This is a genomic window from Nocardia sp. CA-107356 (genome assembly GCF_050946365.1).
Lineage (GTDB): Bacteria > Actinomycetota > Actinomycetes > Mycobacteriales > Mycobacteriaceae > Nocardia.
The window spans coordinates 1797990-1812305 of record NZ_CP191992.1 but is presented as its reverse complement, the minus strand read 5'-3'; the positions used below and the strand labels follow the sequence as shown (position 1 = coordinate 1812305).

General features: G+C 65.7%; 11 protein-coding genes. 9 read left to right on the top strand and 2 right to left on the bottom strand.

All coding sequences use genetic code 11. The features are described from left to right. Window positions 1-27: 27 nt before the first annotated feature. On the bottom strand, window positions 28-2853 hold the full coding sequence (gene secA, locus ACQP1G_RS08350) for a preprotein translocase subunit SecA (protein ID WP_433200380.1): 2826 nt from the start codon (window positions 2851-2853) through the stop codon (window positions 28-30). A 662-nt stretch (window positions 2854-3515) separates the two neighbouring features. Here secA and ACQP1G_RS08345 point away from each other — a divergent pair. From ACQP1G_RS08345 to bluB, 6 genes are all read left to right on the top strand, one after another. Further along, on the top strand, window positions 3516-4928 hold the full coding sequence (locus ACQP1G_RS08345; RefSeq protein WP_433200377.1) for a WS/DGAT/MGAT family O-acyltransferase: 1413 nt from the start codon (window positions 3516-3518) through the stop codon (window positions 4926-4928). A gap of 10 nt (window positions 4929-4938) precedes the next feature. Beyond that, a complete protein-coding gene (locus ACQP1G_RS08340; RefSeq protein WP_433208300.1) occupies window positions 4939-5502 on the top strand; it encodes a DUF6912 family protein in 564 nt (187 codons plus the stop codon). 117 nt (window positions 5503-5619) lie between these two features. After that, on the top strand, window positions 5620-6777 hold the full coding sequence (locus tag ACQP1G_RS08335) for a ferredoxin reductase (RefSeq protein ID WP_433200374.1): 1158 nt from the start codon (window positions 5620-5622) through the stop codon (window positions 6775-6777). 80 nt (window positions 6778-6857) lie between these two features. Then, complete coding sequence (locus tag ACQP1G_RS08330) at window positions 6858-8291, top strand: fatty acid desaturase family protein (RefSeq protein WP_433200371.1); 1434 nt, start codon at window positions 6858-6860, stop codon at window positions 8289-8291. 100 nt (window positions 8292-8391) lie between these two features. Next, window positions 8392-9639, top strand: a complete 1248-nt coding sequence (locus ACQP1G_RS08325) for a fatty acid desaturase family protein (protein ID WP_433200368.1) — start codon at window positions 8392-8394, stop codon at window positions 9637-9639. A gap of 269 nt (window positions 9640-9908) precedes the next feature. Then, a complete protein-coding gene (gene bluB / locus ACQP1G_RS08320; protein WP_433208297.1) occupies window positions 9909-10529 on the top strand; it encodes a 5,6-dimethylbenzimidazole synthase in 621 nt (206 codons plus the stop codon). A 275-nt stretch (window positions 10530-10804) separates the two neighbouring features. Here bluB and ACQP1G_RS08315 read toward each other — a convergent pair whose 3' ends face one another. Then, window positions 10805-12097, bottom strand: coding sequence for an acetyl-CoA C-acyltransferase (locus tag ACQP1G_RS08315; RefSeq protein ID WP_433200365.1), 1293 nt, complete (start codon window positions 12095-12097; stop codon window positions 10805-10807). Between the two features lie 451 nt (window positions 12098-12548). Here ACQP1G_RS08315 and ACQP1G_RS08310 point away from each other — a divergent pair, with 451 nt between their 5' ends. The 3 genes from ACQP1G_RS08310 (at window position 12549) to ACQP1G_RS08300 (ending at window position 14283) form a co-directional block, all read left to right on the top strand. Beyond that, the gene (locus tag ACQP1G_RS08310) at window positions 12549-13253 is read left to right on the top strand and encodes a helix-turn-helix domain-containing protein (RefSeq protein ID WP_433200362.1); all 705 of its coding nucleotides are present in this window, start codon (window positions 12549-12551) and stop codon (window positions 13251-13253) included. An 11-nt stretch (window positions 13254-13264) separates the two neighbouring features. Then, window positions 13265-13681, top strand: a complete 417-nt coding sequence (locus ACQP1G_RS08305) for a hypothetical protein (RefSeq protein ID WP_433200359.1) — start codon at window positions 13265-13267, stop codon at window positions 13679-13681. A 209-nt stretch (window positions 13682-13890) separates the two neighbouring features. Then, window positions 13891-14283: a hypothetical protein gene (locus ACQP1G_RS08300; protein ID WP_433200357.1), complete on the top strand. Its 393-nt coding sequence runs from the start codon at window positions 13891-13893 to the stop codon at window positions 14281-14283. Window positions 14284-14316 lie beyond the last annotated feature (33 nt).

The window sequence follows — 14316 nt, the reverse complement described above, 5'->3', positions numbered from 1 at the left end:
TCCATGGGCGCCTTCGTGATCGGCGAATCAGTGCCGACGACGCGACTTCGGTGCGCGCTTCTGCTTGGCCTGCGCGCGCGCAGCCTCCCGGCGTTCGCGGCGGGTGGCGCCGTCGCCGTACTCCTCGGCGTCACTGTGGATCGCGGCATGGCCGCCCTCGTCCGGACCCGAGTAGCTGAAGCCGTTGTTCGCCCTGGACTCGGCGATACCCTTGGCGCGCAACGCCGCCGGGGCGCCATTGACGACCGGCGCCTCCTGGGTGGGCAGCGGACGGGGTGCGGCGCCGACCGGCGACCGCAGACCCGGATCGATCGCGACGCCCTCCGGCTCCGGCTGCTGCACCTCGACCTGCAGGTTGAACAGGAAGCCGACCGACTCCTCCTTCAGACCCTCGAGCATCGCGGCGAACATATCGAAGCCCTCGCGCTGGTACTCGACCAGCGGATCGCGCTGCGCCATGGCACGCAGGCCGATGCCCTCCTTGAGGTAATCCATCTCGTAGAGGTGCTCGCGCCACTTGCGGTCCAGCACCGAAAGCAGTACCTGGCGTTCGAGATTGCGCATCGAACCATCGCCGGCCAGACCGTCGATCTGCTGCTCGCGCTTGTCGTATGCGTCGTGCGCGTCGTCGAGCAGCGCATCGACCAACTCGTCCTTGGTCAGATCGCCCGCCTCGCCGACGCCGGTCTCGCCGGTCAGATCCTTGTAATCCAGGCTCACCGGGTACAGCGTCTTCAGCGCGGTCCACAGTTTGTCCAGATCCCAGTCCTCGACGTAACCCTCGGCGGTGGCGCCATCGGCGTAGGCGTTGACCACATCGGTGATCATCTCCTGGACCTGGCCCTCCATATCCTCGCCGCGCAGAATCCGGTTGCGCTCGCCATAGATGATGGTGCGCTGCTGATTCATCACCTCGTCGTATTTGAGCACGTTCTTGCGGATCTCGAAGTTCTGCTGCTCGACCTGGGTCTGCGCGCTCTTGATGGCCTTGGAGACCATCTTCGCCTCGATCGGCACATCGTCGGGCAGATTCAGCCTGGTCATGATGGCTTCCAGCGCGGCACCGTTGAAGCGCCGCATCAGCTCGTCACCCAGCGACAGATAGAACCGGGACTCACCCGGGTCACCCTGACGGCCGGAACGACCGCGCAGCTGGTTGTCGATGCGCCGCGATTCGTGCCGCTCGGTGCCGAGCACATACAGACCACCAGCGTCGCGCACCGCGTCGGCATCCTCGGCGGTCTGCTCCTTGACCCGCTCCAGCGTCGGCAACCACGCGGCCTGGTACTCATCCGGCGTCTCCACCGGATCCAGACCCTCCTTGCGCAGGATGATGTCGGTGATGATGTCCGGATTGCCGCCGAGCACGACGTCGGTACCACGACCGGCCATATTCGTCGCCACGGTGACCGCACCCGGGCGGCCGGCCTCGGCGATGATCTCGGCTTCCTTTTCGTGGAACTTCGCGTTAAGCACGTTGTGCGCGATACCGCGCTTGGTGAACTGCTTGGACAGGTACTCCGAGCGCTCGACGCTGGTGGTACCGATCAGCACCGGCTGACCCTTTTCGTGCCGTTCGACGACATCGTCGACCACGGCCGAGAATTTGGCCTCTTCGGTTTTGTAGATCAGGTCGGACTGGTCCGCACGGACCATCGGCTTATTGGTCGGAATCGGCACGACGCCGAGGCTGTAGATCTGGTGCAGCTCAGCGGCCTCGGTCTCGGCGGTACCGGTCATACCGGAGAGCTTGTCGTAGAGGCGGAAGTAGTTCTGCAGCGTGATCGTGGCCAGAGTCTGGTTCTCCGGCTGGATCTCGACGCCTTCCTTGGCCTCGATCGCCTGGTGCATGCCCTCGTTGTAGCGGCGCCCGACCAGGATGCGGCCGGTGAACTCGTCGACGATGATGACCTCGCCGTCGCGGACGATGTAGTCCTTGTCCCGGTTGTAGAGCTCCTTGGCCTTGATGGCGTTGTTCAGGTAGCTGACCAGCGGCGAGTTGGCGGCCTCGTAGAGGTTGTCGATGCCGAGCTGATCCTCGACGAACTCGACGCCCGCCTCGTGCACGCCGATGGTGCGCTTCTTGATATCGACCTCGTAGTGCAGGTCCTTCTTCAGCAGCGGTGCGATGCGCGCGAATTCGGCGTACCACTTCGAGGAGGCATCGGCCGGACCCGAGATGATCAGCGGGGTGCGTGCCTCGTCGATGAGGATGGAGTCGACCTCGTCGACCACGGCGAAGTTGTGCCCGCGCTGCACCAGATCGTCCAGCGAGTGGGTCATGTTGTCGCGCAGGTAGTCAAAGCCGAACTCGTTGTTCGTGCCGTAGGTGATATCGGAGTTGTAGGAGTCGCGACGCTCGGCGGGGGTCATGCCGGACAGGATCACGCCGACACTGAACCCGAGGAAGCGGTGCACACGGCCCATCCACTCCGCGTCGCGCTTGGCCAGGTAGTCGTTGACCGTGACCACGTGTACGCCGTCGCCGGAGATGGCGTTGAGGTAGGCGGGCAGCACACAGGTCAGGGTCTTGCCCTCACCGGTCTTCATCTCGGAGATATTGCCGAGGTGCAGTGCCGCGCCGCCCATGATCTGCACCTTGTAGTGCTTCTGGTTGAGCACGCGCCAAGACGCCTCGCGGGCCACCGCGAACGCCTCTAGGAGCAGGTCGTCCAGCGTTTCGCCGTCCGCGTAGCGCTCCTTGAACTCGTCGGTCTTGGCACGCAGCTCGTGGTCGGTGAGCTCCTCGATCTCGGGCCCGAGCGCGAGGACCTCTTCCGCGAGGTGGGCGAGCCGCTTGACCGTGCGTCCCTCACCAATCCGTAGCAACCTCGTCAGTGTCAGCGCAGGCACGGGTCTCGTCAGTCCTCTGGTCGGTGTGTCAAATGTTCGGCCGTCACCCGGGTCGGGCAGTGTGCTCAGGGCCCCCGCCGAGCATGGCGGAATCCGCTGCACCGTTCATGATAATGCGGCCACCATGCTAGTTCCGTAGCGACTGCTTGCAGTCCGCTCGAAAGAACCAGCCGATAACCAGCGACCCAGCGCTGCACCCGCCGCTACCACCGAGGCGGCAGCCGTTTCTTTTCACCGTACCCGTCGTTCGCGCGCGCGAGCGGGCGAGAAAAGGCGGCTCGCGGTGTCCGATAACCCAGACCGACGAGAACTTCGGTCAATCGAATTGGAGTCGAACCTGTTCCAGTGTCGGTGTCATACGATGTAAGTCGTCCGTGGTGCCGACTGCATCGACCACATCTGCTGAGGTCGGACGGCATGCGATGACTCGAGGGCAGCGCGGCTCTTGGGCATGTCCCGCGCCGTCCCCCCGCTCGCTGTGGTCGAATCGAGTACCCCGGAATCGAACCGATGAACCCTCCCACGGATCAAGGTTCGAGTAAAGGGGCGCACGAATATCGCTGGAAATGCCACAGGGGGCGGAACGAACCGTTGTGGGCGACCACAATAGGCGTTGAAAGACGGCTCGGGTGGGAGCCACATCGGAAGGAGCACCGGGCAGCGTGATCACGAGATTGACGCCGCAGGACGCGTCGTTCTATCGGCTCGAGTCGAGTAGCAATCCGATCCATATCGGCTCTCTCGCGATCGTCCGAGGCAGCGACTCCGCACAGGGGGAACCGGCACTGGACTATGACCGGCTGGTCGACCTGGTGGAGAGCCGGCTCTCACTGGTCCCCCGCTACCGCAGGAAGGTGCGCGAGATCCCCTTCGCGCTCGGCCGTCCGGTCTGGGTCGAGGACAGCCAGTTCGATATCACCTATCACATTCGCCGCTCCGCACTGCCCGGTCCGGGCACCGACGGTCAGCTGCACGATCTGGTGGCCCGGCTGGCGTCGCGTCCCCTCGATCAGAGCCGCCCGCTGTGGGAGATGTATCTGATCGAGGGACTCACCGAGGGCCGGTCCGCAATCTTCACCAAGACTCATTCGGCGCTCGTCGACGGGGATACCGCGCTCGAGATCGGCCACGTGATCCTCGATACCAGCACCTCCCCGCGCGGCATCGCCGACGACGCCTGGGTGGCGCCGCGCGAACCCAACGAGGTGGAGCTGCTCGTCGGTGCGCTCACCCATTTGGCCGGACAGCCGCGCGAGGCGCTCGAGGTCGCCCGCGATGCGAGCGCCCACGCGTTCTCGGTGGTCGAGGCAGCGGGCAAGGCGGTGGACTCGGTGGTCTCGGCGGTGCGCGCGGCCGCCATCGGCGCACCGGACAGCCCGTTGAATGCCAAGACCTCACGTAACCGCCGCTTCGACGTGGTGCGCACGGATCTGGAGGACTACCGCAAGATCCGCAAACGTTTCGACTGCTCGATCAACGACGTGATCCTGGCCGTCGTCACCGGCGCGCTGCGCAACTGGCTGCTCTCGCGGGGTGAGGCGCTCACCGAATCGGCCGTACTGCGCGCGGTGGTGCCGATGTCGGTATATGTCGAGGGCATCGACGACCAGCTGAAACCGGCCAGCGAGGTGTCCTCGTTCCTGATCGATCTGCCGGTGGGCGAACCGAATCCGGTGATGCGTCTGTCGCACATCTCCCATGCCACCGAGGCCAATAGCAAGCATCGGCGCGGGGTTCGGGCACGCACCCTGGTGCACTTGGCCGGGTTCGCTCCGGCCAGCCTGCATGCGATGAGTGTGCGGGCGGCGAGTACGTTCGCAGAGCACACGTTCAATCTGGTGATCACCAACGCACCGGGTCCGCAGACCCCGATGTATATCGGCGGCGCGCGGATGCTGGAGATGTATCCGGTGTCGCCGCTGCTGCGCAATCAGGCCTCGAGCATCGGGATCACGTCCTATGACGGACGCGTCTTCTACGGACTCAACGCCGACCGCGACGCGATGGCCGATATCGGCGTGCTGGCCGCGTCGGTGCACGAGTCCATGGAGGAGATGCTCGGTGCCTGCGTCTGATCAGAACACTATGCGGGTCTACGTACCGGCCACCGTGCCGATGCTGCGTGAACTCGTCACGAACCGGGAACTGCGCCCGGTCGGCGGCACTGCCTTCGCGGTAACCCCGACACTGCGCGAGGCCTACGCATCCGGCGACGACGAGGAGTTGGCCGAGGTGGCGATGGCCGAGGCCGCGCGGGCCTCGCTGCGGCTGCTGGCCGCCGAACGGGAGGACGCCGCCGAGACGGCCGACGACGATGGCGAATCCGAGGACGCCGACGGACCCGCCACCACCTACCACAGTCCGGTCTACCGGCGCGCGGTCATCGCCGCCGATGTGACGGGCGCGAAGCTGCGCCCCGACCTCGACGATGCGGTGGTCCGGTTGGCCGGGCCGATCGGCTACGACCGGATCGCGTCGGTGCACGTCGATCTGGCCGAGGCCGAACCCGAAGTGGCCAAGGCGGTCGATGTGGTGGACGCGGCCGATCTGGGCGATAGCGACGCCGAGTTCGTACTCGGCGACGCCGAGGATCATCAGCTCGCCTGGTACGGCGCCCAGGAACTGCCGTTCCTGCTCGAATTGCTGTGACCCGTCCCGAGTTGTGGTGACGCCGCACCTGGACGCCCCGCGCTAACCTACGATGCCGTAACCTGACTGCTAGGCGGGCCCACTGGCGGCCGCACGACAGGGAGACGAACGGCGGCAATGGTCTTGAGAAAAGCGGCATCCTCGGTGCGCACGGTCCGGGAGTGGCTGGAGGCTCCGGCGGCCGAGGTCGCCGAGCGCGGCGGACGGCTGAACCTGCTGCGCGGCGCCGTCGCACGCGTGACCACGCCACTGCTGCCCGACGACTATCTGCACCTGGCGAATCCGCTGTGGTCCGCACGGGAGCTGCGCGGTCGAATTATCGAGGTGCGAAAGGAAACCGCGGATTCGGCCACCCTGGTCATCAAGCCGGGCTGGGGCTTCGACTGGAAATACGAACCGGGTCAGTACATCGGCATCGGCATCCTGATCGACGGCCGCTGGCACTGGCGCTCGTACTCGCTGACCTGCCCGCCGAACTGGACCGATCCGGAGCACCGCGGCAAGCGAACCATCTCGATCGCGGTGAAGGCGATGCCGGAGGGTTTCCTGTCGAGCCATCTTGTCAGCGGTGTCGCCGCGGGCACCATCGTCCGGCTGGCCGCGCCGCAGGGTGGTTTCGTGCTGCCGTCGCCGCCGCCGGAGAAGGTGCTGTTCCTCACCGCAGGCAGCGGCATCACCCCGATCATGGCCATGCTGCGCGCGCTGGACCGCCGCGATGTGTTCACCAATGTGGTGCACGTGCACTCCGCGCGCACCCTCGACGATGTGATGTTCGGCGCCGAACTGAGCGATCTGCACGATCGGCACCCCAGCTTTTCCACGCATCTGCATCTCACCGACGAGCAGGGCCGGTTCTCCCTCACCGCGCTCGACGATCGTTTTCCGGATTGGCGTGAGCGCCGGACCTGGGCCTGCGGCCCGGCGGCCATGTTGGACGAGATCGAGCACCACTGGCACGAGGCGGGCATCAGCGACCGCCTGACCGTCGAACGATTCGAGATCGAGCGTTCCGCCATCGGCGAGGGCGGCACCGTCACCTTCGGTCAGACCGGACGCACCGCGGAGGTCGACGGCGCGACCAGCCTGCTGGAGGCGGGCGAGGCCGCCGGTGTGCAGATGCCGTTCGGCTGCCGGATGGGCATCTGCCAAACCTGTGTCGTGACACTGACTTCCGGGCATACCCGCGATCTGCGCAATGGTGACGAGCGCCGCGAGGGCGACAAGGTACAAACCTGTATCTCGGCCGCGGCGGGCGACTGCACGCTCGACGTCTGAGACAGCGAGCGTCGTAGCTCAGCCGCCGGAGGGATCCGGCAGGTACCCTCGAGGTACATCCAGTCAGGGAAAGGACCCCGGTGGCCATCACCGATATCAAGGCGTTCGCCCATCTCACGGCGAGCGACATCGAAACACTGGGGCAGGAACTGGATTCCATCCGGCGCTCCGTCGAGCTGTCCCGCGGCGAGCGTGACGCGAAGTACATCCGGCGCACCATCGCCGCGCAGCGCGGCCTCGAAGTGCTCGCGCGCGCAGTGCTGTTCGGCAGCCGCAACCGCTGGGCCTGGCTGACCGGTACGGCACTGCTGTCGGTCGCCAAGATCATCGAGAATATGGAGCTCGGGCACAACATCAGTCACGGGCAATGGGATTGGATGAACGATCCCGAGATCCACTCCAGCACCTGGGAGTGGGATATGACCGGACCGTCTGCGCAATGGCGGCGGGCACACAACTACTCCCACCACACCTACACCAATGTGCTCGGCAAGGACGAGGACCTCGGTTTCGGCATCCTGCGGATGACCCGCGACGAGCAGTGGCGGCCGATCCACCTGGTCCAGCCGCTGGCGAACATCCTGCTCGCAGCCACCTTCGAATGGGGCATCGCGCTGCACGACCACAGCATCGAGAAGGAACTCTCCGGCGTGCCGCCCAAGGAGCTGATGTCGGAGCCGAACAAGGAGTTCGCCCGCAAGATCACCCGCCAGGTGGCCAAGGACTTCCTGTTCTACCCCGCGCTGACCGGACCGGCCTTCATGTCGACGCTCAAGGCGAACGCGACCGCCAACCTGGTGCGCAACCTGTGGGCCTACGCGGTGATCTTCTGCGGCCACTTCCCCGACGGCGCCGAGAAATTCACCATCGAGCAGCTCGAGGGCGAGACCAGCGGCGAGTGGTATCTGCGCCAGATGCTCGGCAGCGCCAACTTCAAGGCCGGGCCCGCGATGGCCTTCATGAGCGGCAACCTCTGCTACCAGATCGAACATCACCTGTTTCCGGATCTGCCGAGCAACCGCTATCCGGAGATCGCGGCGCGCGTCCGCGAGTTGTGCGATAAGTACGACCTGCCCTACACCACCGGCTCGCTCGGCAAGCAGTATCTGCTCGCCTTCCGGACCATTCACAAGCTGGCGCTGCCGGACCGCTTCCTCAAGCGCACCGCCGATGACGCGCCGGAGACCTCCTCGGAGCGCAAATTCGCCGGCGTCTCGCTGCCCGCCATGCCCTCGATGCCCGCCATGCCGTCGATGCCCAATACCGATCGCTGGGCCGATAAGTGGAACGAGACGCATTGGCTGCCCATCGATCCGGAGACCGGTAAGCGCCGCGGGCTGCGTTCGGCGTTGACCGAGGCCAAGGTGGTGCTGCGGGAGAAGGCCCGGCAGGAGAAGGAAATGCTGCGCGAGGCTAAGCTGGCGCTGCAGGAAAAGGCTCGGCAGGAAAAGGCAACGTTGCAGCGGAAGGCCCGGCGCGAGCGGGCGATCCGCCGGATCCGCCGCCGGAAATGAACTAGCACCCCGCCGACTATGTCCGCAATGGGGGATTTACCACATTTCGAAGACAGTCCCGATAACCTACGGTCTCGTAACTTACGGTACTGTAACCGCCATGGCGATCTCGGATGTCAAGGAATACGCGCATCTCACCGAAGCCGACGTGGAGGCACTAGGCGCGGAATTCGACGCGATCCGCCGTGATATCGAGGCCTCGCGCGGCGTTCGGGACGCACGGTATATCCGCAATGTCATCCGATTGCAGCGCGCACTCGAGATCAGCGGTCGCGCGGTGCTGTTCGCCAGCTTCCTGCCGCCCGCCTGGTTCACCGGTGTCGCCCTGCTCAGTACCGCCAAGATCATCGAGAACATGGAGATCGGGCACAACGTCATGCACGGGCAGTGGGACTGGATGAACGATCCCGAGGTCCACTCCAGCTCATGGGAATGGGATAACACCGGCCCGTCCAAGCACTGGAAGCACACCCACAACTACCTGCACCACAAGTACACCAATGTGCTCGGCATGGACGACGACATCGGCTACGGCCTGCTGCGCGTCACCCGCGACCAGCGCTGGAAGCCGTTCAATATCGGCAACCCGGTCTACAACCTGCTGCTGCAGATGTTCTTCGAATTGGGCGTCGCGGTCCAGCATCTCGAACTGGGCAAGGTCGGCCGACTGAAGGAGGGTTCGCCCGAGCGGGCCGAATTCGAGGTCAAGCGCAAGGAAGTGCTGGTCAAGATCGGCAAGCAGATCGGCAAGGACTACCTGCTGTTCCCGCTGCTGACCGGGCCCGCGTTCGTCTCGACGCTCACCGCGAACCTCACCGCCAACATCATCCGCAATATCTGGACCAATGCCGTGATCTTCTGCGGCCACTTCCCCGACGGTGCGGAGAAGTTCACCAGGGCCGATATCGACGGCGAATCCAAGGGCCAGTGGTACCTGCGCCAGATGCTGGGCAGCGCCAATATCTCCGGCGGCCCGCTCATGCACTTCATGACCGGCAACCTGAGCCATCAGATCGAACATCACCTGTTCCCGGACCTACCGAGCAACCGGTACGCCGAGATCGCGGTACGGGTGCGAGCCCTGGCCGAGAAGTACGACCTGCCCTACACCACCGGCTCCCTCCCGGTGCAGTACTTCAAGTCCTGGCGCACCATCCTGAAGCTGTCGTTGCCGAACAAGTACCTGCGCGCGACCGCCGACGATGCCCCCGAGACCGCCTCGGAGCGCAAGTTCGAGGGCAATACCACCCCGATCTTCGACCCGGTGACCGGTAAGCGTCGGGGTCTGCGCACCGCCCTGACCGAGGGCCGCCGACGCTTCGCCCGCCGCGCGGTAGCTGTCGGCTGACGCACCGTCCCACCATGGCGTCCACGGAAATCCGTGGGCGCCATCGCCTTTCGAGCATCCCGGAAGCGAGCACCGCCAGCATCCGGCCGCCGGTGGCCGTGTCGTCATGACGGCCGCGGCCGGTGAGCGCGGGCAACCGTTGCTGACTCGCGCCGCGCGGGTCATCCGGGTCGCAGGTCGGCGCGCAGTGGCCGCGCTGGCGCATCCACCCGGGTGTCGGTGAGAGCGAGGGTTGCGGCTGGTTGACTGAGGGCGTGTGTGCTGAAGATCTGAGCGTGTACGAGGCCATCCGGATGCGGCGCGATGTGCGCGCCGAGTTCACCGGCGACCTCGTCGACGATGCGACGCTGTGGCGGATACTCGATGCCGCACATCGAGCGCCCAGTGTCGGCAACTCACAGCCTTGGGACTTCGTAGTTGTGCGCGAGGGCGCGACATTGCGGAAGTTCGCCGATCATGTCGCGCAGAAGCGGATCGAATTCCGGGACACGCTGCCGCCGGAGCGGGCAGCGACCTTCGCGCCGATCAAGATCGAGGGCATTACCGAGAGCGGTACGGGCATCGTGGTCACCTATGACCACGACCGCGGCGGCCCGCAGGTCCTCGGCCGCGCCACCGTCCCCGAAACCGGCATCTACTCAGCGGTTCTCGCGATCCAGAACCTCTGGCTCGCTGCCACGGCCGAGCAGGTCGGCGTCGGCTGGGTCTCGTTCTACGACGCCGAATTCCTGACCGATCTGGTCGACCTCCCCGACGGCATCCGCCCCGTCGCGTGGCTGTGCGTCGGCCCAGTGCACGAATTCCAACGTGTCCCCGACCTGGAACGCTTCGGCTGGCGCACCGGCCGCCCCCTAACCGAAGCCGTCCACCAGGAAACCTTCCGCACCTGACCCACCCCCATCGACAACCATCATTCGACTCCCCTCGACAAATGCTCCTGAACGCAACCGCAGCCGGTCGACCGAGCTGGGAGCTGCCCACCCGGCTGCGGGAGGTAAGCCGGATACGGCGCGCGACGCACCCAGCACTGCAACGGCAAAACCGCGGGACAGCTGACACCCCGGGGGCGGCAGAACCGAGAAGTCGGTGCAAGACAACACGACCCACCGCAGCACGCCCAGAGAAAGCCCACTCCCACAATAGTTTTGGCAGGATGCTCGGGGCGTCAGACGCGTTCCAGCACTGCCGATGCGCCGATTCCGCCTGCTGCGCAGATGCCGAGTAGGGCGGCGTTCTTGCCGGTGCGGGCCAGTTCGTTGGCCATGGTGGTGACCATGCGCGCACCGGTGGCGCCGAAGGGGTGCCCGAGCGAGACCGAGCCGCCGTGCACATTGAGTTTGTCGATATCGACCTCGCCGACCGCGGCATCGCGATCTAGGCGGGTCTTTGCCCACTCGTCGCTGTTCAGCGCGGCCAGTACGGACAGCGTCTGGGCGGCGAACGCCTCGTGGATATCGATGAGATCGACATCGCCCAGGGACATTCCGGCCTTGTCGAGCGCGCGCGGCATGGAGATGGCCGGGCCGATCAGCACCTGGTCGGTCGGATCGACGCTGACGTAGCTCCAGGAGCGGAAGGCGGCCAGCGGGCGGTAGCCGAGGGCGCGCGCCTGCTCCTCGCTCATCAACAGCACCGCCGACGCGCCATCGGTCAGCGGGCTCGCATTGCCCGCGGTCACACTGCCGTCGCGTGCGAAGACCGGCTTCAGCCTCGCCAGCTTCTCGACGCTGGTATCCGCACGAACCAGTCCGTCGCGGGTGATGTCCACACCGTCCGGCGTGCGCACCCGCAGCACTTCGTCATCGAAGCGACCCGAATCGATGGCCGCGGCGGCGCGGTGATGCGAACGCGCCGCGAACTCGTCCTGATCCGCGCGGCTGATCCCGTGGATGCGGGCCATCTTCTCCGCCGACTCCCCCATCACCTCACCGGTGGTGCGTTCGGCGATCTTCGGTCGGCTCGGCAGCAGATCGGTGAACGGTGCGAGCTGGCGCGCCGCCGCGAGATAGTCCTTCGGCTTCGGCTTGCCCAGCGCCAGCGGCGCTCCGGCGTGCACCAGATTCTGCGGCAACTTCACCTCGGCATTGCTGGTCGAATCGCTGCCTCCGGCGATCATGATGTCGTATTCGCCCCGCTCGATCGCCGCAACGGCCGAGGTGATCGCCTGAAGTCCGGAGGCGCACGCCCGCGTCACCGTGTACCCCTCGCACCCGGCGTCGAGACCCAGATCCAACGCGATCTCGCGCGCGATATTCGGCGCCGCACTCGGCAGAATCACCCCGCCCCACACGATGGCCTGCACCTGCGCGCCCGGCAGCCCGGTCCGTTCCAACAGTCCCCGCACCGCGGCGTCGGCCAACGCGATCGAATCCATTCGCGTGTAATCGGTGAACGCCCTGATGAACGGCGTCCGCGCACCGGAGACGATGACGGCACGGCGGGCAGCGTTGGTAGCCATGGGGGTTGCTTGTCCGCCTCTCCGAATATTCAGGCCATACAAGTCGTGAGCCGCGAGATTTGCGCTCAGGTCCTGCGTCGAGTGCCCCGCCGGGTTTTGGACGTACCCGACGAGTTACCCATGTTCTTACGAAATCAATTGTCGCTCATCGATTCACTGACGTGCACTCGGGAAGCCCCGGCTCAGCGATCCCCTCCATATGCCGCTGAGCCGGGACGCCGGCACCTCCGAAGCGAGCCCGCGCTCAACCAGTCCCGGCCTGCGGCGCGCCGTTGCACAACAGACCGGGGGCGCCCGTCCCGGCGAACGCCCCTGCTCGTCCCGGAACCCGCAAGGCCGACGTCGGCACCTTCCGGCGCGAAAGAAACAGTAGCAATCTTTCGATTAGTTTTGCAAATCTTTTCTATAAAGTTGTCTTTTCACCCCAAACCGCTCTAGCATGAGGCTCACTATGCAAAGCCCTTCGGAGCTGTCGCGACATAAGCGCTTCGGCCGAATCATCAAGGAGCGCCGAGACGTACTCGGCCTGACACAGATGCAGATCGGTGATCTGGGAGGGCCATCGGCACCGACGATCCGCAAGATCGAAGACGGCGACGCGGCGATCAGCACGCACACCCTGAACAAACTCGACGCGCCGCTGCGCTGGCTGCCCGGCAGTGCGGCGCGCGCCTATGCCGGCGGCGACCCGACCGCGCACGAGGGCGCGGTGCACACCGCCAGCACCGATGAGTCGATCGTCTCCGGACCCGATGCGATCCGCTTCGAAATCTCGGATCTGACCGGGCTGCTCGCGGCTTCCGGTCGGCTCAACGACGCGGTCGAGCGCGGCCGGACCACCGAACCCCAACTGCTGTCGGCCATTTCAGAGCTCAACGCGGTCGTCTCCCGGCTGTCCGCGCGCTATGCCACCGCGATGCTGGAGCGCAACGGCGGACCCGGCCGAACCCTGCATCCCTTGGTCGCGATGGCGTTCTCCCATCTGCTCGACGTGCCAGCCGAATCGAGCGATCCCGCCGAACTGCAGGAACGCCGCTATCGCCGCTGGCTGGCCGGGCGCGTAGAGGATGTGGACGTCACCACCGAGGCCCGATTCCGAGCGCGCTGGCTGGCGGCCAATTCGGGCGTGACATCGATTCGAAACGGCAAGCAGTGAGGGCCAGGCAGATGACCGACGATGCGACGAGCCGAGGACGGCTGACGCTCAGCCACAAGGTGAACCGACTATTCGCGACCGTGCACCCGCGTTCCCAGCCCGAGCGCACGACCGCCTCGGTCGCCGAACAGGTCGGCACGCAGATGGGCCGCGCCATCCCGACAGGCCAGATCGAGCGGTTGCGCCGAGGCGAATTCGACTCCGCACCACTCGTATCCGACCTCCTCGCCGCGATCGCCCAGTGTTTCGGGGTGAGCGCCGACTATCTGACCACCACCGGCGCCGCGGCGGCCGCGATCGACCGCGAACTCGAACTGCTGGCCACCATGCGTGACGCCAATGTCGCCAGCATCGCGTTGCGCGGATCCGATATCGGTCTCGCCGCGTTGACCACGCTCATCGAAGGTACGGACCAACCCGCGCAGTGACTCCGGACCGGGCAGTCTCCGACGACTGGGTAGCATCGTGACCTACACGGGCGGAGCCCGCAGCGCCGTAGGAGATTGCCACGAATGCCCGGTATGGAGAACCGGTTCCGGGAATTATCCCGGGACGTACCGATACCGTCCCCCTGGAATCTGACCACCTACCTCGACGCCGTCGCGAACATCGAGGTCGCACCATCACCCTGCAACCGGTGGACACCGCGCTGCTCACCGGTACCGGCTGCGGTACCGGCAGCGGTCTGTGGATTGCCAAGCGCGACAGCGACATCATCGTCTACGGCGCCGACACCACCGAATGGCATGCCGAGCACATCATCGTGCACGAACTGGGCCACATGCTGCTCGGCCACGGACCGGAATCGGCGACAGAGACACCGGCGCCGCGCCCGCTGTTCGCCATCGCGGAACTGCTTCCCTCGATTTCCGCAGAGTCCATCGCCTATGTGCTGGGGCGCAGCGATTACGAATCCGCACGCGAACGCGATGCGGAGACCTTCGCCGACCTGGTCATGCTGGCCGCTATGCGCCCGCAACGCCGAGATTCCTTGCTACACCGGACCTTTTTCCGAGACCGACGACGCTGATCGCCCACGAAGCCGATCCGCACACAAAATCTC

What these genes read in the sequence shown, in the direction of transcription:
- ACQP1G_RS08310 (WP_433200362.1), top strand. Translation starts at nt 12,549, where the DNA reads ATGCAAAGCCCTTCGGAGCTGTCGCGACATAAGCGCTTCGGCCGAATC.
- ACQP1G_RS08340 (WP_433208300.1), top strand. Translation starts at nt 4,939, where the DNA reads ATGCGGGTCTACGTACCGGCCACCGTGCCGATGCTGCGTGAACTCGTC.
- ACQP1G_RS08315 (WP_433200365.1), bottom strand. Translation starts at nt 12,097, where the DNA reads ATGGCTACCAACGCTGCCCGCCGTGCCGTCATCGTCTCCGGTGCGCGG.
- ACQP1G_RS08305 (WP_433200359.1), top strand. Translation starts at nt 13,265, where the DNA reads ATGACCGACGATGCGACGAGCCGAGGACGGCTGACGCTCAGCCACAAG.
- ACQP1G_RS08325 (WP_433200368.1), top strand. Translation starts at nt 8,392, where the DNA reads ATGGCGATCTCGGATGTCAAGGAATACGCGCATCTCACCGAAGCCGAC.
- ACQP1G_RS08335 (WP_433200374.1), top strand. Translation starts at nt 5,620, where the DNA reads ATGGTCTTGAGAAAAGCGGCATCCTCGGTGCGCACGGTCCGGGAGTGG.